The 23,143-nt window shown below is 68.3% G+C and carries 19 protein-coding genes; 9 read left to right on the plus strand and 10 right to left on the minus strand.

The genetic code is table 11. The annotated features are described in order from the left end of the window. Positions 1-546: 546 nt before the first annotated feature. Positions 547-1,734: a benzoate/H(+) symporter BenE family transporter gene (locus AC5P5S_RS09860; RefSeq protein ID WP_495276312.1), complete on the plus strand. Its 1,188-nt coding sequence runs from the start codon at positions 547-549 to the stop codon at positions 1,732-1,734. A 6-nt stretch (positions 1,735-1,740) separates the two neighbouring features. Here AC5P5S_RS09860 and AC5P5S_RS09865 read toward each other — a convergent pair whose 3' ends face one another. From AC5P5S_RS09865 to egtB, 5 genes are all read right to left on the minus strand, one after another. Continuing rightward, on the minus strand, positions 1,741-2,514 hold the full coding sequence (locus tag AC5P5S_RS09865) for a DUF2628 domain-containing protein (protein WP_005411683.1): 774 nt from the start codon (positions 2,512-2,514) through the stop codon (positions 1,741-1,743). 50 nt (positions 2,515-2,564) lie between these two features. Next, complete coding sequence (locus tag AC5P5S_RS09870) at positions 2,565-3,431, minus strand: D-hexose-6-phosphate mutarotase (RefSeq protein ID WP_062606416.1); 867 nt, start codon at positions 3,429-3,431, stop codon at positions 2,565-2,567. Positions 3,432-3,471: 40 nt separating this feature from the next. Next, positions 3,472-4,740, minus strand: a complete 1,269-nt coding sequence (locus AC5P5S_RS09875; RefSeq protein WP_062606418.1) for a lytic murein transglycosylase — start codon at positions 4,738-4,740, stop codon at positions 3,472-3,474. A gap of 84 nt (positions 4,741-4,824) precedes the next feature. Beyond that, positions 4,825-5,799, minus strand: a complete 975-nt coding sequence (gene egtD, locus AC5P5S_RS09880) for an L-histidine N(alpha)-methyltransferase (protein ID WP_062606420.1) — start codon at positions 5,797-5,799, stop codon at positions 4,825-4,827. Further along, positions 5,796-7,067, minus strand: coding sequence for an ergothioneine biosynthesis protein EgtB (gene egtB, locus AC5P5S_RS09885; protein WP_049395802.1), 1,272 nt, complete (start codon positions 7,065-7,067; stop codon positions 5,796-5,798). Before egtB ends, egtD begins: the two co-directional genes overlap by 4 nt. Before the next feature lie 150 nt (positions 7,068-7,217). Here egtB and AC5P5S_RS09890 point away from each other — a divergent pair, with 150 nt between their 5' ends. Further along, a complete protein-coding gene (locus tag AC5P5S_RS09890; RefSeq protein WP_024958384.1) occupies positions 7,218-8,498 on the plus strand; it encodes a GGDEF domain-containing protein in 1,281 nt (426 codons plus the stop codon). A gap of 3 nt (positions 8,499-8,501) precedes the next feature. Here AC5P5S_RS09890 and AC5P5S_RS09895 read toward each other — a convergent pair whose 3' ends face one another. Continuing rightward, positions 8,502-8,894, minus strand: coding sequence for a YchJ family protein (locus AC5P5S_RS09895; RefSeq protein ID WP_005414942.1), 393 nt, complete (start codon positions 8,892-8,894; stop codon positions 8,502-8,504). A gap of 102 nt (positions 8,895-8,996) precedes the next feature. On the opposite strand from AC5P5S_RS09895, the gene AC5P5S_RS09900 reads away from it, so the two are divergent. Beyond that, a complete protein-coding gene (locus AC5P5S_RS09900) occupies positions 8,997-9,776 on the plus strand; it encodes a sulfite exporter TauE/SafE family protein (protein ID WP_005411690.1) in 780 nt (259 codons plus the stop codon). A 386-nt stretch (positions 9,777-10,162) separates the two neighbouring features. Here AC5P5S_RS09900 and AC5P5S_RS09905 read toward each other — a convergent pair whose 3' ends face one another. The 4 genes from AC5P5S_RS09905 to folE form a co-directional block, all read right to left on the minus strand. Then, positions 10,163-13,543, minus strand: coding sequence for an ATP-binding protein (locus tag AC5P5S_RS09905; RefSeq protein ID WP_005411691.1), 3,381 nt, complete (start codon positions 13,541-13,543; stop codon positions 10,163-10,165). 16 nt (positions 13,544-13,559) lie between these two features. Then, complete coding sequence (locus tag AC5P5S_RS09910; RefSeq protein ID WP_005411692.1) at positions 13,560-14,261, minus strand: DUF4194 domain-containing protein; 702 nt, start codon at positions 14,259-14,261, stop codon at positions 13,560-13,562. Then, a complete protein-coding gene (locus AC5P5S_RS09915; protein ID WP_005411693.1) occupies positions 14,248-15,717 on the minus strand; it encodes a DUF3375 domain-containing protein in 1,470 nt (489 codons plus the stop codon). Before AC5P5S_RS09915 ends, AC5P5S_RS09910 begins: the two co-directional genes overlap by 14 nt. Before the next feature lie 112 nt (positions 15,718-15,829). Beyond that, complete coding sequence (gene folE, locus AC5P5S_RS09920) at positions 15,830-16,441, minus strand: GTP cyclohydrolase I FolE (protein ID WP_004141296.1); 612 nt, start codon at positions 16,439-16,441, stop codon at positions 15,830-15,832. Positions 16,442-17,127: 686 nt separating this feature from the next. Here folE and AC5P5S_RS09925 point away from each other — a divergent pair. The 6 genes from AC5P5S_RS09925 (at position 17,128) to AC5P5S_RS09950 (ending at position 22,818) form a co-directional block, all read left to right on the plus strand. Then, entirely contained in the window at positions 17,128-17,583 is a 456-nt protein-coding gene (locus AC5P5S_RS09925) for a MarR family winged helix-turn-helix transcriptional regulator (protein WP_012481667.1), read from the plus strand. 109 nt (positions 17,584-17,692) lie between these two features. Next, positions 17,693-17,902, plus strand: a complete 210-nt coding sequence (locus AC5P5S_RS09930; RefSeq protein WP_010487502.1) for a DUF1656 domain-containing protein — start codon at positions 17,693-17,695, stop codon at positions 17,900-17,902. Further along, the gene (locus tag AC5P5S_RS09935) at positions 17,899-18,816 is read left to right on the plus strand and encodes an efflux RND transporter periplasmic adaptor subunit (protein ID WP_062606426.1); all 918 of its coding nucleotides are present in this window, start codon (positions 17,899-17,901) and stop codon (positions 18,814-18,816) included. The genes AC5P5S_RS09930 and AC5P5S_RS09935 overlap by 4 nt, the downstream gene beginning before the upstream one ends. Continuing rightward, positions 18,813-20,282, plus strand: a complete 1,470-nt coding sequence (locus AC5P5S_RS09940) for an efflux transporter outer membrane subunit (RefSeq protein WP_062606428.1) — start codon at positions 18,813-18,815, stop codon at positions 20,280-20,282. Before AC5P5S_RS09935 ends, AC5P5S_RS09940 begins: the two co-directional genes overlap by 4 nt. 3 nt (positions 20,283-20,285) lie before the next feature. Continuing rightward, positions 20,286-22,325 (plus strand): FUSC family protein, encoded by a 2,040-nt coding sequence (locus AC5P5S_RS09945; protein WP_049450019.1) that lies wholly within the window; start codon positions 20,286-20,288, stop codon positions 22,323-22,325. Positions 22,326-22,419: 94 nt separating this feature from the next. Then, positions 22,420-22,818 (plus strand): hypothetical protein, encoded by a 399-nt coding sequence (locus AC5P5S_RS09950; protein WP_059035979.1) that lies wholly within the window; start codon positions 22,420-22,422, stop codon positions 22,816-22,818. The last annotated feature ends 325 nt before the right edge of the window (positions 22,819-23,143 follow it).

The following is a 23,143-nucleotide window of genomic DNA, read 5'->3' on the forward strand; positions in this document are numbered from 1 at the left end:
AAACGTCTGCAAGATGGACAATCATCCTTCCTGCAGGCGCCTTCACAAGATACCTGCGCATACTTTCAAAGATCCGGGGAAGTGGCCTCAGCGCCGTTCCCGTGTGCTGCGAAGTTTCCTTCGTAGCGAGCCGCCCATTATAGCCGGCTTTTCCGCTTCGTCAACACCTTTTTTCAAGGCCGTCTCACCGGGGTGGACGTTGTTGCCGATGCTGCTTCGGCGTTGGACCCGAAGGCCTTTCGTCGTTGCGAGCCGCCTATTATGCCGGACTTTTCGAGTCCGTCAACACCTTCGTTCGATCATCTCGTTCGTCGGTGGTGGCGTTGCTGTTTGCGTGCCGTTTCCGAAGAAGCGGTGCGCTGCAGCAAGGGAGCGAATTCTAGAGATCCTGCAGATTTCGTCAAGCATTTTTTTGCAGGGTGATGACAGAACCAAGGCAACGTCACGCATGGCATACGCTCGAAGATCACTGTGGCGTTGACCGCGCGTTGCGCGGTCAACGCCACAAGGGCTATCAATGCACGGATGCACAGTGGAGAGACGGCAATGAACATGCAGGTGCGGCAAGCGTGGTGGCGCGACCTTTCAGTACCGGCCCTCGTTGCCGGCTTCATTACTGTGCTGGTCGGCTTCGCCAGTTCGGCCGTCATCGTGTTCCAGGCTGCACAAGCTGTCGGTGCCAATCAGGCGCAGATCGCCTCATGGATGTGGGCACTGGGACTGGGCATGGGTGTCACCTGCATCGGGCTGTCACTACGCTATCGGGTACCGGTGGTGACCGCATGGTCGACACCGGGCGCGGCGATGCTGGTGGTCGGTGCCGGCGGCGCATCTCTTTCCGAGGCCACCGGCGCATTCCTGCTCGCTGCGGTTCTGGGCATGCTGGCTGGCTTCTCCGGCATCTTCGCCCGGTTGATGCAACGGGTACCGATGGCGCTGGCCGCCGGCATGCTGGCCGGGGTGCTGCTGCGCTTCGGTCTGGACGTGTTCGTGGCCATGAACACCCAGCTGGTACTGGCGCTGGCCATGTTCGCCACGTGGCTGGCCGGACGCCGCCTGTTCCCGCGCTATGCGGTCATCGCCACCCTGCTGGTCGGCATCGCGATTGCGGCCAGCCGTGGCCTGCTGCACGCACAGCAGGTGCAGCTGCAACTGGCGGTACCGCAATGGGTGACCCCATCCCTGTCCTGGACCGCGGTGGCCGGCATCGCCCTGCCCCTGTTCGTGGTCACCATGGCCTCGCAGAACATTCCGGGCGTGGCGGTGATGCGGGCATCCGGCTACGACGCCCCGGTGTCGCCGCTGATCGGCTGGATCGGTGTGGTCAATACACTACTGGCGCCGTTCGGTGCGTACGCGCTGAACCTGGCGGCAATCACCGCCGCGATCTGCATAGGCCGTGATGCCCATGAGGACCCGGCACGACGCTATACCGCCGCCATGGCGGCAGGTGCCTTCTACATCGTCATCGGGCTGTTCGGTGCCACCGTAGCCGCACTGTTCGCTGCCTTCCCCAAGGAGCTGGTGGCCTGCGTGGCCGGTATCGCGCTGTTCGGCACCATCGCCAACAGCCTGGCCAGTGCGCTGGCGGTAGAGCGGGACCGCGAGGCGGCACTGGTCACCTTCCTGGTCACCGCCTCGGGCGTCTCACTGGCCGGCATCGGCTCGGCGTTCTGGGGCCTGGTGGCCGGTGCGCTGTGCCTGCTGGTGCTGCGGCCCCGTCAGGACCGCTGACCCACCCTACCCGGCCAATGCTGCGCCGACGATGCTCAGCGCCACCGCGATGACGATGGCGATCAGTGTGGCGACCACGCTGGTGCCGCCACGCGCGGTCAGCTCGCTGCGCAGCCGTGCATCATCGTCGCCGGTGACGGCACGGGCCTGGGCGATCAGGCGCTGGCAGTGTGCCAGGTACCAGCTGTTGCCAAAGATGCCGGTGGTGATGCTCAGCGCGAAGGTGATGACCAGCGACAGGCCATCCGGCACATCCAGCCAGGTCTCCACCACGCTGATCAGCAGCAGCAGGCCAGCCCACATCGCCGCCAGGCGGTACATCCTGCGGTACATCATCCAGATCAGCCCGAGCAGGAAGGCCGGCCAATGCCAGGTGCCACTGCCCGTGGCAACGCCCTGATCCAGCCGCCAGCGCTGGCGATAGATCGGGAAGTTGCCGCCGACCACGCTGGCGTACAAGGCCATCTCGCCCTCCAGCCCGGCAGCCGCAGCCCTGTCCGGTGCGGCGGCCGGCGCACGATAGGGATCGGACGGATCGCCGACATCCGGCGCGATGCCCTCAACCGCAGGGGCTGCGTCGATATCCAGGGCCGGAGCCACCTCGACGGGGGTGGAAGCCTGCTCCAGTTCCGCCAACGGCCGCCATGAGGGCATGCCTTCGCACCAGAGCAGGGTGCGCGCCGTAACCGTCCCTTCCTGCTGCAGCTGGCGAAGACCGGCCAGATCCACCGGCCCACTGCTCTGCCTGCCATTGGCGTACCACCATTGTGCTTCCTGCATGTTTTCCGTCCTTGCTACCTGCATCGACAAACTGAAATCGTTGTCCGCGCCTACAGCGCGGTACTGCCCAGGGTCTGCACCAGCTGATGGCGCGCACCCGGCGCAAGCGTAATCTGCTCCGGGCCTGCGTTGGCCACTTCCAGGCATACGTAATCGCGCCAGCCCTCGCCGACATCGGCCATCCTGGCTGCCGCCTCGGCGCCCGGATTCCAGACCACCAGCGTCTGGCTGCCTTCGCTGCGGATCTCGATCCGCCGCTGCAGTACGGGATCATGCAGCACGTAATGGCCGCCGGCACCGGTGTAGATGCGATCGCTGCGACCGGGATCACGTGGATCGCGCAATGACCACGGTCCCTGTTGCAGGCGCAGCTGCGCATAGTCCTCGTACTTGTCCAGGTACTGCAGGCCGTCAAGGCCCTCGACCTCGACCCGCTTGGCATCGCCCACCCGGAAATAGCTGTGCAGGGCCTGGGTGAAGGTCACCGGCGAGGTTCCGGTGTTCTCGGTGACCAGCTGCTGGCGCAGTTGGCGGCCGATGCGCAGCTGCATCTGCAGGCGCAGGCCGCGATTGGCGCCGGGCGCAGGCGCCAACTGCAGCTCGACCTCGCCATCATCACGCTGGCTGGCCTGCAGAAGCTCCCAGCGCGCGGTACGTACCAGGCCATGCGCCGGTACATCGGCACTCTGGCCCTGGCGACCGAACCACGGCCAGCACACCGGGACGCCACCGCGGATGGGCGTGGGCAGCTCGGCGCGCGTGGGCGAAAGCCACAGCAGATCGGGCTGCCCATCGGGAATGAACGACAGCAGCTGGCCGCCGAACACGCTGACGACCGCCGTGGCGTTGGCGGTTCGCACCTGCCAGGCCTCCAGGCCGTGATACAGGCCGGTGCTGATGTCCGGATTCGACTGCATGCGATGACGCTCCTTGAAGACCGCGGCGATGATGTCGCGGTCAACGTGCCGCCGGCAAGGCTTTCTGCCCAGCGGGTGCGATGGCGGTCGCCTCTTCCTGCAGCGTGCGCAGGATGCGCTGGCCTGCGCGGCCGTCCACCTCGCTCCAGCCCAGGCGCTGCTGCTCGGCCTGGATCGCGCGGCGCGTGGCGGTACCGATCATGCCGTCGGCGGCACCGATATCGTGGCCGCGGGCCAGCAGCAGGGTCTGCAGCTGGCGGCGCTCATCGCGGCCCAGGCCCGGGTCATCGGTCGGCCAGGCGGTGGCCAACCCGTTGCCGCCACGCAATTGGTCAGCCAGCGTCGCGATCGCCAGCGCATAGCTTTCGGCGGCGTTGTAGCTGTAGATCGCGTCGTAGTTGCGGAACACCAGCAATGCCGGGCCCTTGTTGCCGGCCGGCAGCAGCAGCGCGGCGCGCGCATCCGCCGGCAGGTTGGCCGGAGCCAACACGCTGCCATCCAGCGCAGTCACGCCCTGCGCACGCCAGTCGGCCAGGGCGCGACGCTGGGTGCGGCCGGCCTGGCTGGCGTTGAAGCCGGCGGGAACACGGACTTCCATGCCCCACGGTTCGCCACTGCGCCAACCGGCACGCTTCAGATAGTTGGCGGTGGAGGCCAGCGCGTCAGGAATGCTGCCGACCAGATCGCGGCGGCCATCGCCATCACCATCGACCGCGATACGGGCGTAGGTGCTGGGCATGAACTGGGTGTGCCCGAAGGCGCCGGCCCAGGAGCCGGTGAGCCCCTGGGCCTGCAGGTCACCGCGATCGATGAGCTTGAGCAGCGCCAGCAGTTCGCCACGGAAGAAAGCCTGGCGGCGGCCGGCACAGGAAAGCGTGGCCAGCGACTGCAGCAGCGGGCGTTTGCCGAATACGCGGCCATAGTCGCTCTCCACCCCCCAGACCGCGACGATGGTGGCCGGATCGACGCCATACTGCGCGGAGACGCGATCAAGCAGATCGCGATGTTGCTGCAGCAGGGCGCGGCCATCAGCCACGCGCTGGCGGTCGACCAGCGCGGCCAGGTAATCCCAGATCGGCGTGGTGAATTCGGGCTGTGCATCGAGCAGGCCGAGCACGCTCGGGTCCGGGGTGAGGCCGGCGGTGATCGCGTTGAAACGGTCGGGACTGATGCCTTGTGTCACAGCGGTGGCCTGCAGGCCCGACAGGCAGCGGCTGAACGCCGGATCGATGTCGCCGGCAGGCGCGGCGGGCGCTGTCGGCGCCGAGGCAAGAGCGGCCGCCAGGCCGAGCGTGGTCAGAATGGGCATGGCGTCCTCCGTGTTGCCGTTGCACGGCCATCTTAGGGGTAGCGGTGCTGCTGAACCTGAAGCGGTACCGGCTGGCCGTCCGCCCTAGATGGCACGCAACAGGCGCAGGCCATAGGCCGGGCCTTCAGCATCCCAGCGCTGCATGACCTGCAGGCCAGCCGGCTGCAGCAGCGCTTCGAAGCTCTCGTCGGTGTACTTGTGGCTGTATTCGACGCGGATCGGTTCGTCGGCCTCGAAATGGAAGGTCCGGCCATCCAGATGGACGTCCTGCGCCCACTGGCTGACCAGGTCGGTTTCAATGCGCAGCCGCGCGGTGCTGTAACGGGCGCGGTGACGGAATCCGTCGAGATCGAAGTCGCTGCCGATCTCGCGATTGAGCCGGGCCAGCAGGTTGAGGGTGAATGCGGCGGTGACGCCCTGCGCATCGTTGTAGGCTGCTTCGATAAGCGCCGGATTCTTGTGCAGGTCGATGCCGACCAGAGCCAGGCCGTCGCGGCCCATCGTCTGGCGCATCGCGCGCAGCAGCGCGACCGCGTCTTCGCCTTCAAAGTTGCCCAGCGTGGAACCGGGGAAGAACAGCAGCCGTCGCGCGGGTTCGCGTTCGGGCATGGGTACGGCGACGGGACGGGTAAAGTCGGCACAGACCGGCAGCATCTCCACCTCGGGCAGCGCCGGGGCCAGGTGGTCGATGCTGGACAGCAGCGCGGCACGCGAGATTTCAATGGGCGTGTAGGCCACCGGGTCGTGCAGGGCGGCCAGCAGCAACGCGGTCTTGCGGCCACTGCCGCTGCCCAGTTCCACCACGTGCAGGTGCGGCCCGACGCTTCGGGCGATGTCCGGCAGTACCCGTGAAAGCAGGGCCAGCTCGGTGCGCGTGGGGTAGTACTCGGCGGTCTGCGTGATCTGCTCGAACAGGCGCGAGCCGCGCGCATCGTAGAAGTACTTGGACGGCAGCTGGCGCGGCGTGCGCGACAACCCGGCCACCACGTCGGTGAGGATCTGCTGGCGGCTGGGGGTGAGATCGGTCAGCGCCTGCAGTGCGTCGTGCACCGTACTCATGCGAGGTCCCTGGCCAGGCGCAGCCCGGAGAACTGCCAACGCGCCGGGGGCATGAAGAAGTTGCGGTAGCTGGCACGCACGTGGCCACGCGGCGTGGCGCAGCTGCCACCGCGCAGCACCCATTGCCCGCACATGAACTTGCCGTTGTATTCACCGAGGTTGCCGGCGAAAGGGCGGAAGCCCGGGTAGGCGCCATACGCGCTGTGGGTCCATTCCCATACATCGCCGAACAGCTGACGCAGTCCACTGCCCCCTGCAGCCTGCGGGTGCAGCCGATCGTCATCGGCAAAATGACCGCGAGGCGGCAGCGTTGCGGCGGCAGCCTCCCACTCGAACTCGCTGGGCAGGCGCGCACCGGCCCAGCGGGCGCAGGCATCGGCCTCGTAGTAGCTGAGGTGGCAGACCGGCGCATGCGGATCCAGTTCGCGCCAACCGCCCAGGGTGTACTCGCGCTGCAGGGCGTCATCCCAGTACAGCGGGTGCTGCCAGCCCTCGGCTTCGCGCAGCGCCCAGCCTTCGCTGAGCCACCAGCGCGGTTCGCGGTAGCCACCGGCGTCGATGAAGGCGCGGTACTCGGCATTGCTGACGGGGCGCTCGGCCAGTGCGTGCGCGGGGAGCAGCACGCGATGCGCCGGCGATTCGTTGTCGTAGGCGAAGGCGGTGTGCTGCGGCCAGGCTGCGGCGCCGATGGTGACGATGCGCTCGGGCGACTCGATCCAGCCCTGCGCACTGGCAGCGCTGGTTGCAGGCTGCAGGTCCTCGCGGTAGGCCGGCTGCAACGGATTGCACCAGAACGCGTGCTTGATGTCGGTGAGCAGCAGTTCCTGGTGCTGCTGTTCGTGCTGCAGGCCCAACTGCAGGTGCTGCAGTGCCTGCTCATCAAGGTCGCCTGCCGCCAGCCGCGATTGCACCTGTGCATCGACCTGCTGGCGGTAGTCGCGCACCTGCTGCAGCGATGGCCGCGACAGCAGCCCACGCTGCGGCCGGGCATGCGCCGGGCCGAGGCTCTTGTAGTAGCTGTTGAACAGGTAGTCCCAGGCAGGGTCATGCGCCGGTGCGGGTGGGAAGCCGGCCAGCACGAAGCGTTCGAAGAACCAGGTGGTGTGGGCCAGGTGCCATTTGCTCGGGCTGGCATCGGCCATGCTCTGCAGCATGGCATCTTCGGCGCTGAGGGGGGCTGCCAGGTGCATGCTGCGGTTCCGCACACATGCGTACTGGCGGGCGAGATCGCGCTGCGGGGCAGCGACGGCGGTGGCTACGCTGTCCATCCGGGCAGCATCTGCGCAACAGGGTGAGTGCGATGTCATCGTTCGACGTCAACGCGTTCACATGCGTGACCATCCCGCATTCAAGAAGCCGGTGCGAACGCCGCTAACGGCAATGCTGCGGCCGCGTCGTCACCGCGCTGGAATTCCTGCTTGCCCCTGCATCCGCTCCGACAGCCTGCGCATTACCTGTTCGTGCTGCCCGCCGTGCTGGTTGCCGTGGTGCTGTGGGCAGCACTGGGCAACGAAGACGTTGCCAGTCCGGCCCAACGCATCCTGCCCTGGCTGCTGGCCTGCCTCGGCGCCGGCCTTGCCCTGCTCTACCACCAGGTGCGTACGCTCTGCCTGCTGCTGGTGGTGGCGGTCATGTTCGCGCTGCTGCACCAGGACGTGGGCGGCTACCTGCACAGCGGCCATGTCACGGCGCTGACACCGCTGCGCTTCCATGCCATTTCGGCCTGGTTGCCCTTGCTGTTCGCGGGCCTGGCACTGTGGCCCGAGCGCGGGCGGCGCCGCCGCGACCTGCTGCTGCGGGGTGTTGCCAGTGGCACCGCGCTGATGATCTTCCTGCTACTGGCCACGCAGCAACCCCGGGGCATGCACGATCTGCTGTCCAACCGCCACTGGAGCTGGATTCCGGCCGACTGGAACGCGCTGGCACAGCTGCCAGCGCTGCTGTTCCTTCTGGCAACCGCCGCGCTGGGCTGGCAGGCCTGGCGGCATCCGCGCCCGTTGCACACGGCGATGCTGCTGGCCCTGCTGTGCCTGTGGTGGATGCTGCCACGGGTGTTCCTGCAGCCGGTGCTGCTACCGGCACTGGCCAGCGCGGCCCTGCTGCTGATGCTGGGCGCGATGCTGCAGGAGTCCTTCCATATGGCCTTCCGCGATGAGCTGACCGGCCTGCCGGGGCGCCGCGCCTTCAATGAGACCCTGCAGCGGGCGCGCGGCACCTACAGCATCGCGATGGTGGACGTGGACCACTTCAAGTCGTTCAACGACACCCACGGCCACGACACCGGCGACGATGTGCTGCGCCTGGTGGCCTCGCGCCTGGGCCGGGTGGGCGATGGTGGCCGGGCGTTCCGCTATGGCGGCGAGGAGTTCGCGGTGGTGTTCCTGGATCGTCCCGCAGCCGCCTGCGTGGATGCAGTCGAGGCGCTGCGGCAGACCATCGAGGACACCCGCATGCAGCTGCGCGACCGGAGCACACGCAGCCGCGACGATGAAACGGGGCGCCGGCAGCGCGGACGCGGCGGAAGCGGGCAGACGGTGCAGGTGACGGTGAGCATCGGGCTGGCAGACAGCCGCGTGGATGAGCGGCCAGCGGCAGTGATCAAGGCCGCCGACCAGGCGCTGTACGCAGCCAAGGACGGTGGCCGCAACCAGGTCCGCGCGCATGCCGGCCAGCGCGTGCTGGCGGCACGCGGCGGCTGAGGCTCACACCGCGTCGAGGTAGTACCAGCGGCCGTCGACGCGCAGGAAGCGGCTGTGCTCGGCCATCTTCACCGCGCTGCCGCCGCCCACGCGGTAGCGGGCGGTGAAACGCACTTCGGCGCTGTCGGCGCCGGTGACGGTGTGCTCGTGCACGGTCAGGCCCAGCCAATGCGTACGCTGGCCGGGTGCATCATCCAGCGACAACTCGGCCGGACGGGTATCCGGATGCCAGCTCTGGCGCAGATAGTCCGCCAGCCCCCGCACATAGGCGCTGTAACGTGATCGCATCAGGCGCTCGGCATCGGGGGCGGCCTCACCGGCATGGAAACGGCCACAGCAGGCGGCGTACTCGGCGGGAAGGCCGCAGGGGCAGGGATCGGTGGGTTTTCGGCTCATGCGGACATTGTCGCCGGGTTGTGCGGATGGATCCACGCGGGGCACCGGTCAACCAGTGCAGGACAGGCGTATGCTGTCGCGCCCCCATATCGATTGATCGCCGTGCTGGAACTGGTTCCCCCTGAGTTGTGGTGGCTGGTGGTCATCGCCTTCATCGCCGGGCTGGTCGATGCCGCCGTCGGTGGCGGTGGGCTGGTGCAGCTGCCTGGCCTGTTCACGGTGCTGCCGCAGCAGACGCCGGCGATGCTGTTTGGTACCAACAAGTTCAGTTCGATGTTCGGTACCGGTGCGGCCGCCTGGCGCTATGCGCGCAACGTGCGCTTCCCGTGGAAGCCGGTGTTGTTCGCGGCCGGCACGGCCTTCATCTTCTCCTTCGCCGGCGCCACCGCGGTAAGCCTGCTGCCCAAGGACGCGGTGCGCCCACTGGTGCTGGTGCTGCTGGTCGCGATGCTGGCCTACACACTGTGGAAGAAGGACTTCGGCGCGCTGCACCGTCCGCAGGAGATCGGTCGCCGCGAACTGGTGATCGCGCTGGCGATCGGTGCGGCGATCGGCTTCTACGACGGCTTCTTCGGGCCGGGCACCGGCAGCTTCCTGATCTTCCTGTTCGTGCGCTTCTTCGGGCTGGATTTCCTGCGCGCCTCGGCGGCATCAAAGGTGGTGAACCTGGCGACGAATGTGGCGGCGATCTCGTTCTTCGTGCCGACCGGCAACATCCTGTGGCTGTTCGCGCTGCCGATGGCGGCGGCCAACATCATCGGCTCGGTGGTGGGCACGCGCCTGGCGCTGAAGGGCGGCACGCCGTTCATCCGCAAGCTGTTCGTGGGGCTGGTGGTGGTGCTGATCGCGCGGATGGCGTGGGATACGTTCCGCGCTGCGTGAACGCGGTTGCCGGCCAGCGGCCGGCACTACCGGGTCATGAACCCCGCCCATGGGTAGTGCCGGCCGCTGGCCGGCATCCCCATCCGATCAGGTCATGAACCCCGCCCATGGATAGTGCCGGCCGCTGGCCGGCATCCCCATCCGATCAGGTCATGAACCCCGCCCATGGGCAGTGCCGGCCGCTGGCCGGCATCCCCATCCGATCAGGTCATGAACCCCGCCCATGGGCAGTGCCGGCCGCTGGCCGGCATTCCCATCCGATCGGGTCATGAACCCCGCCCATGGGTAGTGCCGGCCGCTGGCCGGCATCCCCATCCGATCAGGTCATGAACCCCGCCCATGGGTAGTGCCGGCCGCTGGCCGGCATTCCCCTTCAATCGGCCAGGTCAGGCCTCGGCTTCTTCCGGTTCGTTGGCCTGCTGGCGGCTGCGCTCGGGCAGCTTCAGGCGCTTGCCTTCCTCGTCATACTCGATCAGCAGCACGCCGGAGTCGTGGCGACCGCTGATTTCGACGAAGCAGGCGCCGCCGATGAACGGTTCCAGCGTCATCACCGACTTCAGCGGGGTGGCAACCACCATCTGGAAGCCGAAGTTGTCGAAGATGTTCATCGCCAGGGCGGTGAACTCGTTGTCGGCCTTGTCGAAGGCTTCGTCGAGCACCACTGCGGCGTAGCTGGGCAGCTGGCTGTCAGCACCGCCGAGCTGGTAGCGCAGCGCGGCCGCCAGGCAGGTGGTAGCCAGTTTCTGGCGCTGACCACCGGACTTGCCGGCGCCGCTGCGATAGATCTCGACCTGCTGGCGCGTTTCCGCATCCAGCTCGACGCCGATGAACTCCACGTGCATGCGCACGTCCAGCACCAGCTCCCGCCAACGCTTGTCCTCGCCTTCCTGCGAGCCCAGGCGGTTGACCAGCTGGCGCAGCACGGTGAACTGCGATTCGGCCAGCTCGCGCTGCTCGGTCTGCTGCTGCGACAGCACTTCGCGCAGCTGCAGCTGGAACTCGCCCACTTCCGGCAGACGACGGTCGCTCAGTTCGATGGTCAGCAACGTACCGCGGTTGAACGGCACCTGTTCCAGGCTGGCGTTCACTTCGTCCAGGCGCTGGCCGATCGACTTGCGGGCCTCGGCGCTGTGGCGCTGCAGGGCCAGCAGGTTGTTCTTGCTCTGGTTCTGCAGCAGATCGAAGAAGCGCTCTTCGTGCTGCGGCAGGCCATCGCGCTCCAGTCGTTCGAGGCGTGCGAGGAAGTCCTCGGCCGAGGCCACCGACACGGTGAAGTCGCCCGATTCCTCCGGCCATTGCTGGATGAAGCGACGGAAGCAGCCGATCAGCTGGTTCTCGATGCGGTTGAGGTCCTGCTGCGAGGACGACAGCTGCTCGTTCAGCGCGTTGCTGACCTGGCGCATGTGCGCTTCCAGCGTTTCCAGGCTGAGCGGACCCTGCTCCTGCAGGCGCTCGGCAAGGCCGGCTTCCTGCTCCTGGGCCAGGCTCGGCAGCACCAGCGCACGGCTCTGCTGGCGCGCGCGGTCCAGGCGGTCGCGTTCCTTGACCAGCTGCCCGCGCTCGACGCGGACGTCTTCATAGGTGCGGCGGGCCTGCTCGATGTCGGCGCGCACGGCGTCAATCTGCTTGGCCAGCTTGGCGAGGTCGGCATTGCCTTCGCGCAGGTCGCGCAGCGTGGCCTCGATGTCGCTCAGGCGCTGCTGCGGGGCGGCGATGTCGATCTCGTTCCAGCTGATGCTGACCAGCTCGTGGCAGGCCAGGCGGCGTTCGTTGTCGCGGTCACGCTGCCCACGCAGGCGCGCGATGTCGGTCTCGCAGCTGGCGATGCGCTTGGCCAGTTCCTGAGCTTCGCGCTCGAAGGCGCCCACCTTGTCGTGGTTGTTGAAGCCGAGGATCCAGCGACGGCGGTCGCCCACCGCACTGCGGTCATCCTTCTCGAAACGGTCGCCCGGATGCTTGACCTGGCCTTCGCGGGTGATGCCGCGGTCGACGTTGCGCAGCTGCTTGGCATCCACGCACTCGTAGTCGAATCGCTTGCCGAGCTCGCGGCGCAGCCAGCTTTCGAACACGTGTTCGCGCAGTTCCAGCTTGTGCAGCAGCGACTTCGCCGACGGCTCACGGGCGAACGCATCATCGTTGCGGCGCACGCGGTAGTAGGTGAAGCGCATGCCCAGGTGGGTACGGTTCACCCACTCGGCGACGTCGTTGTAATGCTTGTCGTCGACCAGCAGCGACAGCGCGAAGCCACCCAGCACGCGCTCGATGGCACCCTGCCAGCCCTGCTCTTCCGAGCGGACCTGGATCAGTTCACCGACGAACGGCAGCGCCGCTTCAGCGATGCCGGTTTCCTCGGCCAGGCGCGCGCGCAGCTTCTGCATCGGCGCCGGGATGTTGGAGGGCGTGCGCTGCATCGCTTCGAGTTCCGCACGGACCTCGCCGAAGCGGCGCTCGTCATCGCGCTTGCCACCCAGGCGATCGCTGATCGCATCGTCCAGCGCCGAAGAGGCGCGCTGGCGGTCCTGCAGCTCGTTCTGTGCGCGCTCGACCAGTTCGGCGAAGCCGTGTGCGTCGTCCGGCAGTTCGGCCCCCAGCTGCTGCGCGGCCAGGCTTGCCTGCTCGCGCTTGGCCTGGCGGCGGTCGCGCTCGGCTTCGGCGCGGCCCTGCTCGCGTTCCAGTTCTTCGATGCGCTCACCACCCTGCTGGCGGCGCTGCAGTTCCAGTTCGGCCAGGCGCTCGGTGTGATTGTCCAGTGCGGCACGGCGCTGGGCTTCTTCGCCAAGCAGGCCACGGTCACGCACGTCCATCTCGCGCAGGCGCGCTTCGATCAGCGCCTGGCGGCGGCTTTCACGGAAGCTGTCGACGCCAAGCTTGAGGGCTTCGTCGTCGCCGCGCCGGCGGTGCATTTCCTTCAGGTCGTTGTAGTAGGCGCGTGCCGGCAGCAGGGTCTCCACCTGGCGACGGGCGGTGACCACCGCCTGGTGCGCGCCATCGAGCTCGGCGAAGTCGCTGACCAGGCGCTCGGCGGCGTCGAAGGTCTTCGGCGTGTCGAGCATGAAGTCGCGCAGGAAGACGTTGAGGTCGCCCAGGTTCTTCGCCGACTGCGTCTTGTGCAGCAGGCGCAGCGCCATCTCATTGTCGATGCCGAGCAGGTCGCGGAAGCGCTCGGCGTAGCCGGAGAAGGTGTCGAAGTGGTGCAGGTCGGACAGCTTCTGCTTGAGCTTGCGCAGGTCCAGGTCGAACCCACCAAGATCCTTGGCGATGTCGAACGGGCGCTCGGCAATCATGTAGTGCTTGCGCACGTCACCGGCCGAGGTGCCGTTGCCGGAGATCCACAGCAGGCGCACCAGGCTGACCACGCGGCCATCGCCGGCGCGGTATTCCAGCACCAGTGCGGTCCAGGTGGCGCCCTTGCGCAGGTACTGGGTGGCGATTTCGCCGGTGCCGCTGTCCTGCTGGTCAGCCCACGCGCCACGCACGTAGGACACCAGGTTGCGGTCGCGGCCACTGCGCTCGGCTTCACGCGCAGCAGCGTTGAAGTCGACGATGGCCGGCGGCGTCAGCAGCGCGGACATGGCATCGAGCAGTGTCGACTTGCCCGAGCCGGAACGTCCGACGAACAGGAAGCCGCGCTCGGCGATCGGTACTTCGGTCAGGCCGTTGAAGGTGCCCCAGTTGTGCACCTGCAGGCGGCGCATGCGGAACTGCTGCAGGCGCGGGTCCGGCAGGCCTTCGTTGAACAGGGCGGGAGTGTGCTTGGAGATAGCCATGCGATGGTCGGGTCTCTCAGGCCTCGGCGGCCGGGGTTTCGCGCAGCTGGCGGTAGACCGCCGAGAGCTGGGACACGTCTTCGGCGGAGAACAGCAGCTTCAGCGCCGGCGAGACTTCGTGGCGGTCTTCCTGGCCGCTGAGGCGGGTCAGGATGTGGTTGTCCTTCATCTTCTGCACCGCCGAGGCGACGCGGCGGTTGAAGCCGGCGCGGTCGGTGGACAGGTTCTTTTCGTAGATGGCCAGTGCTTCGGCCATTTCGGCATCGGCGACCACCGCGCGGTTGCCGCGCGCATCGGCCTCGGCCAGCTGCTGCCGCAGGTACAGCAGCAGCACCGAGTCGATGAAGGTCAGCGGCGAGGTGCGCAGCAGCACCGGCGCATCCACGTCTTCGGTATCGGCCTGGCGGGTGAAGGCCACGCCGCTGTCACGGTCGAGCACAAGTTCCAGGAACAGGTCCGCCAGCGAGGAGCGGATGGCCGCCTCGCTGCGGATCAGTGCCGGCCACAGCTTGGCGTGGCGCAGCTGGTCGATGCTGGGGCCGATCAGCAGCTGGCACAGCGCGCGGCGTGCGTCCAGCGGCAGGCGCCCGGTATCGCCGAGGTAGTACACGTCGTTGCCACGGCGGGGCTGCGCCACGGCCGCCACCGGTTCGGCCTCGTAGGCGTCTTCCGCCACGTCGGCCTGCGCTGCGTCGATGGGATCTTCATGCCAGCTCATGGCGTCTCTCCTGGGTGAACCAAACCAGCGGGATGCGGGCGCGACGGACCTGGCCGTCGCCACCACGCCATTGCGCAAGCTCCTGCTCGCCGGCGACCACGTTGCCGAAGCGCGTGCCCAGCGACAGATAGCCGATGACGCTGCCAAGACCCTGCGGCGCCTCGCGCTGCGACAGGGCCTGGGCGATGCTGAGCCGCGGCTGTGCATCGAGCAGGTCGTGCAGGTCGCGGCGCAGGGTGCGGAAGTCGATTTCGGACGAAGCGACCAGGTCGCCGACGCTCTCCAGGCTGATCGCGGCCGCGTCGTTGTACTCGACATTGCCGTCGACCTGGGCGCTGCGCGGATCATGCAGCTTCCACTGCGACCACGAGCGCAGTCGGCTGGTGGTCAGCTGCAGGTCGCGGCCGATGCCGCGTTGTGCGGGGAATTCGTCGCGCAGGGCCAGGGCTTCGGACTGCGCCTGCTTCAACAACTGGTTGAGGCGGCGCTGTTCCAGGTAGCCACGGCTCTGCACGAAGCCGCGCAGGCTGCGCGCGAAGTTCTGCAGCACGTCGTGTACCTGGCCACCGCGCTCGAGCATGGTGCTGGTGAAGCTGCGCAGGAAGTTGCGTTCGTTGCGGTCCAGGCGGCGCGCGAAGCCGCGCGCCAGCACTGCTTCCAGCGCGGCATCGAGCTGGGCACTCTGTTCGGCGTCGTTGAGCAGCCGCCAGAAGGCCTGGAAACTGCGCCCGGCGTCACTTTCGCCAATGACATCCACACCTTCGAACAGCTGCGACAGCACATCGCCGCGCTCGCCCTCGTCGTCGATGATGCGTTCGCGGAAATCGCGGTTGAGCTGCTCGAAGTCATCGCGCACGCGGCGGAAGTCCTCGGTCAGCTCGTCGGCCAGGCCGATGATCTGGCGGGTGCGTTCCAGCGCGCGCTTGCCGTCCAGCGCAACCACGCGGCCGGTGCCGACCCGGGCGATTTCGGCATCGATGCGGTCGCGCTCGTCGTGCAGCGCGGACAGGCGCGCATCGGGATCGGCTTCGGTCTGCGCAGCCAGCGCCGAGAGCTGCTCAATGACCAGCGCCAGGCGGCTTTCGGTGGCGGCCACGCGGGCCTGCTCGAGGCCGTCGGCGAAGCGGATCGCCTGCAGTGCCGCGGTCGCCAGCTCGTACTGCTCCTGGTCGGCGCCTTCGGGCAGACGGCGTTCCAGCCAGCCCTGGGCCAGCCAGTGCGCGATGTAGGCCTGCGCGGTGCGCGGCAGCTCGCGCGAGAGTTCATCGCCGGCCAGCTGGTCCAGCGCGCGCTGCAGTCGCTCGTTCAGTACCGAGGACGGCAACGTGCGCTCGCCGTCCATCAGCAGGCCCTGCAGCAGGCCGATGATTTCCGGAGCGTGGTCGGCGGCAAGCAGCTTCCACTGGGGCTGTTCGCGCAGGTGGCGGTAACGGGCAATGCGTTCGCGATGCTTCATGCAGCGAAAGAAGTCTGTAGGGCTGACAGGGACAAACCGCCATGCACAGCTGCCGCGTGGACAGCCGTGGGCATGCCGGCCTGCAGGAGCCGGCGTGGTGCGGGCAAGCGGCTCAGCGCTTGCCGCCCACTTCGATGAAGCGCAGGAACTCGGCGCGGGTGCGCGCGTCGTCGCGGAAGCTGCCCAGCATCTTGGAGGTGACCATGCTGACGCCGCGCTTGTGGATGCCGCGGGTGGTCATGCACTCGTGGGCGCCTTCGACGACCACGCCGACGCCGATCGGCTGCAGCACATCCTGGATGCACTGGGCGATCTGCGCGGTCATCTTCTCCTGCACCTGGAAACGGCGGGCGTAGGCTTCGACGACACGGGCCAGCTTGCTGATGCCCACCACCTTGCCGGCCGGCAGGTAGCCGACGTGCACGCGGCCGATGATCGGGGCCATGTGGTGCTCGCAGTGGCTTTCGTACTCGATGTCGCGCAGGACGATCAGCTCGTCGTAGCCGGCCACTTCCTCGAAGGTCCGCTCCATGTAGGCGCGCGGGTCGTCGCGGTAACCGCTGAACCAGTCGCCATAGGCTTCGGCGACACGGCGGGGGGTATCCAGCAGGCCTTCACGGGACGGGTCCTCACCGGCCCAGCGCAGCAGGGTGCGCACGGCATCCTCGGCCTGGTCCTGGGTCACGTCGCCCTGCGGGGCGGCCTTTTCGTTGTTCTTGCTCATTGCGTACAGCGTCCCGAACGGGGGGCGAGCATCGTACCCGACCGGGGGGTGGGTCGTCCTGTTGGGACGGTTCATCGGGGGTCGTTGTTGGCGCGTCGTTGCTATCGGTTTGGAGTGGGAGAGGGGGCAGCGCAGGACACGCCGTAAACCCGTCCATGGGGGCTCGATGGCGCCATCCATGGCGCCAACGGTCCTGCGCAGCCCCCTCTCCCACTCCCTGGCGGTGTCCCGCGGGCGCGGCCTGCCCCCCGAAAGCGGGGGCAAAAGCGGGGGTTCATGGCTTCGGAAGCGGCGCGCCGCTGCTGTGGTGTCTTGTGCTTTGGTGGGTTCGGACCGTTGGTCCGCACTGCTTCTGCTCTTGCTTCCAAGAGCCAACCCACCGCGCTCGCGGGGGATGGGAAGGCAGCGGGGGCCGGGCGGGGCAGGACCGTCCGCGGCATGGATGCCGCGGCCGAGCCCCCAAGGGTGAGGGCGCTTGCTTGCGAGGCATGCCTCGCAAGCGCCCGAACGCACAGCCGCCAGCGGCTGGGCCGGACCCCGGAGGGGGGTTCACGGCGTGTCCTGCACCGTCCGGCGCCCGCTGCCCCACCCGACACCAGGCAGGCGCAACGCTTTCCTCACTACACCCACCCATTCAGAAAAACCTATTGATAGGAATGAAATTAGTAGTATCCTATCTATCTCTTATGGACCGACCCCTCGACGAGCGCACCGTGCTGCAGATGCAGCTCAGCTCCGGCCTGCTGTACGCAGGGCGGCAGTGGCAGCGCCTGGCCGACAGCCGGCTCGGCAGCTACGGCATCTCCACCGCCTGCACCATGCCGCTGCTGATGATCGGCCGCTCCGGCGGTGGCATCCGTCAGGTGGCGCTGGCGCAGCAGCTGGGCATGGAAGGTCCCTCGCTGGTGCGCCTGCTGGACAAGTTGTGCGCCAGCGACCTGGTCCGCCGCGAGAGCGACGCCAGCGACCGCCGCGCCAACCTGCTGTGGCTGACCGACGCGGGCCACGCGCTGGTCAGCGAGCTGGAAGACCAGTTGATCGGCCTGCGCCAGGACGTGTTCGGCGAGCTTTCCATGGATGAACTGCACGCCGTGCTGAAGGCATGGCGCCTGCTGGCCGAGGCCGCCGACCGCATCACGTAAGACCGCTGCCCCTGAACACCGCCGCTGCCGTGCACACGCCAGCGGCTTTTGCCCGTTGCCGTTGTTTCGTTGTTCCTCCCCTCCCCCCACCTCGCCCCCGCCCCTACCGATGCCCGGTGAATTCAGTCTCCACGGAGTGTTCGTCCCGACCCTGCTCGGGTTGATGTTGTTGGCCTACCTGGTCAACAGCGGCCTGCACGCGCTGCTGCAGCGTGCCGGCGCCTATCGCCACGTATGGCACCCGGCGCTGTTCAACCTGGCCCTGTACGGGATCGTGCTTGGCCTGCTGTTCCACCTCCTGCGTTGGATGCAATCGTGAACAAGATCGTGAAGAAGACCCTGCCGGTGCTGCTCACCAGCGCAGCCGTGATCATCGCCCTGCTGGTGCTGCGCCAGCTGTGGGTCTACTACATGGATGAGCCATGGACCCGCGATGCCCATGTCGGTGCCGACGTGGTGCAGGTGGCGCCGGACGTGTCCGGGCTGGTGGAAACGGTGCAGGTAGCCGACAACCAGGCGGTGAAGAAGGGTGACCTGCTGTTCGTGGTCGATCGCGCCCGCTACCGCATCGCGCTGGAGCAGGCCCGCGCCAACCTGGCCGAGCGCCAGGCATCGGTGGCGCAGCTGCGCCGCGAGATCGGCCGTGACCGCAGCCTGCAGGACCTGGTCGCCGCCGAGGACGCCGAAGTGCGCCGCGCCAAGCTGCAGGCCGCACAGGCTGCGCTGGCCACCGCACAGGCGGCGGTCGACCTGGCCGAGCTCAACCTGGACCGCACCGAGGTGCGCGCGCCGGCCGATGGCCGGGTCAACGACCGCACCCTGCGCGTGGGCGACTACGTGGTGGCCGGCAAGCCGGTGCTGGCGCTGCTGGATACCGGCTCGTTCCGCGTCGATGGCTACTTCGAGGAAACCCGCCTGCGCGGCGTAGCTCCGGGGCAGAGCGTGGACATCCGCCTGATGGGCGAGTCGGCCCCGCTGCGTGGCCACGTGGAAAGCATCGCCGCCGGCATCGAGGACCGCTACCGCAGCAACGGCAGCACCCTGCTGCCGAACGTGACCCCGGCCTTCGACTGGGTGCGGCTGGCACAGCGCATTCCGGTGCGCATCACCATCGACGAAGTACCCCAGGGCGTGGAACTGATCGCCGGCCGCACCGCCACGGTGACCGTGGACACCGGCCGCCATCCGCACAACGACAAGGCCGGCACTGCGCCGACACAGGCGGGCCTGTGAACGCCGCCCTGCCCCGTCTCGGTCTGATCGTTGCGCTGGCCAGCCTGGCGGCCTGCAGGACCGTCGGCCCGGATTACGCCCTGCCGGAAGGGTCGGCCTTCAAGCGTCCGGAGGCCAATGCAGCCTTCATCGATACGCAGAACCCGCAGGTGGCCGCCAACCAGGCGCTGCCCGACCGCTGGTGGTCGCTGTACAACGACCCGGTGCTGGACGGCCTGATCACCCAGGCGCTGCGTGACAACGTGGAACTGAAGGCCGCCGATGCACACCTGCGTCGTGCCGCGGCGATGTACGAACAGGCGCTGGACGCCGGTGGCTTCGAGTACGAGGCCGAGGCCGGTGTCAGCCGCGCGCAGCTGTCGGCCGAATCGTTCCTGCAGGAGCACGAGCTGCCGGTGATCAACCTGGCCGATGGCAAGTTCGCGGTCAGCTACCAGTTCGACCTGTTCGGCAAGCTCAAGCGCGGCGCCGAGGCAGCGCGTGCCGACGAGCAGTCGGTCGCTGCGGCGCGCGACCTGGCCCAGGTCAGCGTGGTCGCGCAGGTCGCCGACAGCTACCTGGAAATCTGCCACGCCAACCACGAACTGCACGTGGCCGAGCATTCGCTGCAGCTGCAGCAGCGCAGCCGCACGGTCACCGAGCGCCTGATCGCGGCCGGCCGCGGCACGCCGCCGGAACTGGCCCGCGCCAATGCGCAGGTAGCGTTGCTGGAGGCGGCACTGCCGCCGCTACGCGCGCAGCGTTCGGCGGCCGCCTATTCGCTGGCCGCGCTGCTTGGGAAAACCCCGGGCCAGCTGCCAGCCGGCGTGATCGACTGTGCGCACGCCCCCGGCCTGGCGCAGCCGCTGCCGGTCGGTGATGGCCGGGCGCTGCTGCAGCGCCGCCCGGACGTGCGCCAGGCCGAGCGCAAGCTGGCCTCGGCCACGGCGCGGATTGGGGTCGCCACCGCCGAGCTGTACCCGGACATCCGCCTGGGTGCCTCGGTGGGTGCCGCCGGCCTGCTGGAAGACTTCGGCACGCCGATGACCCAGCAGTGGTCGATCGGCCCGCTGATCTCGTGGACGCTGCCGTCGTCCGGCACGCACGCACGCATCCACGCCGCCGAGGCGGGTGCCGATGCCGCGCTGGCCGAGTTCGACCACACCGTGCTGCAGGCGCTGCGCGAGACCCAGACCGCGCTGGACCGCTATGCGCAGGACCTGCGCCGGCTGCAGTCGCTGCGCATCGCGCAGGAGCAGGCCGCACTGGCCGCCGAGCAGAACCGCCGGCTGTACCAGGGTGGCCGTACGCCGTACCTGTCCAGCCTGGATGCCGACCGCAGCCTGGCCACCAGCGACGCCACCCTGGCCGCCGCCGAAGCGCAGGTCTCGCGCGACCAGATCCATCTGTTCCTGGTGCTGGGTGGCGGCTGGCAGGCATCGGTTGCCCCGCCCGCGCCGTCCACCGCACAGGCCTCGGCGAAGTAAGCCATGAACGCGCTGACCGATCGCCAGGCCTGGCTGTTCTCGATCAAGACCTACCTGGCCGCGGTGGCCGCGCTGTACATCGCCATGGCCGGCAACCTGTCGCGCCCGTACTGGGCGATGGGCACGGTGTACATCGTCAGCCAGCCGCTGCTGGGCCCAACCCGCGCCAAGGGCGTGTACCGCATCGTTGGCACCCTGGTGGCCGGCCTGGCCACCCTGCTGGTGCTGCCGGCGCTGGTGGAAACGCCGCTGGTGCTGAGCGCGGCGATGTCGATCTGGCTGGCCGGGTGCCTGTTCATGGCCCTGCTCAACCGCGGCCCGCGCGGTTACGCGTTCCTGCTGGCCGGCTACACCACCGCCTTCATCGGCTTCCCGGCCGTGACCTCGCCGGAGACCATCTTCGACACCGTGGTGGCCCGCAGCGAGGAGATCATCCTCGGCACCGTGGTGGCAGTGCTGTTTGCTTCGCTGCTGTTCCCGGCCTCGGTACGCCCGATGCTGCGCGCCCGCATCGGCAACTGGATGGAGGACGCGGCGCAGTGGTGCCGGCAGATCCTCGAACGCGGCCGCGCGCACGCGCCGCGCAACCGGCTCGCCGCCGACCTGGTGCAGTTCGAGGCGCTGATCGAGTTCCTGCGCCGCGACGACCCGCGCCATGCCGGTTCGGCCGTGTCGATGGAGCGGCTGCGCGAGCGCATGCTGCTGCTGTTGCCGGTGCTGTCCTCGATTGCCGACCGCCTGAGTGCGCTGCGCAGCGACGGCCAGGACCTGCCCGAGGGGCTGCCGGCACTGGTCGATGACATCCACGACTGGCTGGATGGCCCGACCAACGCCAGCGAATACGCGCGCCTGCGCGCGCGCATCAGTGCATTGAAGCCGCAGGTGGACCGCGACCTGCAGCACCTGCAGCTGGCCAGCCTGCTGCTGCGCCTGGAGGAACTGGTGGACCTGTGGCAGGACTGCCGCACCCTGCAGCACGCGATCGACCAGGGCACCGCGCCGCTGGACCGTGCGCACTACCGCATCCGCACCGAACGCGTGGCCGCCGACAAGCACGTCGACTACGGCATGGCGCTGTTCTCCGCGCTCAGTGCCGGCGCGGCGCTGATGAGCTACTGCGTGCTGTGGATCGCGCTGGGGTGGGAAGGCGGCGGCAACGGCGCGATGATGGCCGCGGTGACCGCCGCATTTTTCGCCGCGCAGGACGATCCGGCACCGAGCATGGTGTCGTTCCTGGTGTGGGCGATGGTCGCCTCGGTGGTGGCCGGCGTGTACCTGTTCGGCGTGTTCCCGGCAGTGCACGACTTCGGCCTGCTGGCGCTGGTGCTGGCGGTGGCGTTCCTGCCGCTGGGGCTGATGCTGCACCACCCCAAGAGCGCGCTGTTCGCGCTGCCGCTGACGGTGAACCTGGCCGCGCTGCTGAGCCTGCAGAACACCTACAGCGCCAACATCCAGACCTTCCTCAACTCGTCCATCGCGATGTTCATCGGCATTGGCTTTGCGGTGGTGATGACCCGCCTGTTCCGTTCGGTGGGCGCCGAGTGGACCGCGCGCCGGCTGGTGCGGCAGGGCTGGACCACGCTGGCCGAAGCCGCCGAAGGTCGTGGCCAGCAGGACCGCCAGCGCTTCGCCGCGCGCATGCTTGACCTGCTGGGCCTGCTCGCGCCGCGCCTGGCGGCAACGCCGGAAGGCAGCGACATCGCCTCGGTGGACATGCTCAATGAAGCACGCATCGGCCTGAATATCCTGCAGCTGCGCCGCGCCCGGCTGGAACTGCCCGAGCGCAGCCGCGAGGCGGTCGAGCACATTCTGGAAGAGGTCGCCGTGCACTACCGGCGGCAGATCGCCGCGCGCAAGCCGATTGTGGCGGCCGACGCGTTGCGCGAGCGGCTGGATACTTCGCTGGGCCGGGTCGGTAGCGTGGCCGCCTGCAAGGCCCGCGATGAAGCCCTGATGGGCCTGATCGGCCTGCGCTTCGCGCTGTTCCCGGAGGCGAAGGCGCTGGCGCCGGGCCTGGCGATGAGTGCAGCCGGACAGCCGTAGCGCGATACCCTGTGCAGCCACAGACCCCGCGCAGGGGTCAGAGCCCTCGCCTGCGGAGAGGGATCCGACCCTGGCGCTGCAACAGGACGGTTCAATGAGTTACGACATGATGGTGTTCGAGGCCAGCGCCGCGCCACGCGAGGCGGCGGCCTTCATCGCCTGGTTCGAGAAGCAGACGCAGTGGAACGAGCGCCACGAGTACGATGACCCGGTGGTCAGCAGCCCGTCGCTGCAGGCGTGGTTCGCGGAGATGGCGCAGGACTTCCCGCCGATGAACGGCCCATTGAGCAACGACGATGACGACCGTGCCGAGGTGACCGAGTACAGCATCGGCCGGCAGGTGATCTACGGCGCGTTTGCCTATTCGGTGGCCGAGCGCGCGCACGGCCGCGTGCAGGACCTGGCCGAGAAGCACGGCGTGGGCTTCTTCGATGTGAGTGCCGATGAAGCGGCGATCGTGTTCCCGGATGGGCTGGTGCTGATCGCGGAATGAAGGCGGCGGCAGGGCTGCGCCCTGCACCTGCCGAATCAACGGCAACGGCAACGTCAAATGCGTGCTATCCGTGGGTAGGCGGGGTGGGTCCGGTTGAGGGGGACGCCGTCAACCCATCCATGGGGGCCTGGTCGCCGCTTGCTCGTGTGCGCAGTCCTGCGCACACGGCAAGACCGGGGTTGGGCGTCCTGCCCAACCCGCCCGAGGCATGCCTCGGGCCCATGCGGCTCACGCCCCCGCACCCGGACCCACCCCGCCTTCGACAGTTTCCTGCGATCTGTCGGCACGGCGTTCTGCTCTGGTGGGTGTCGACCTTGGTCGACAC

The organism is Stenotrophomonas sp. YJH_SMC_54, assembly GCF_059368435.1.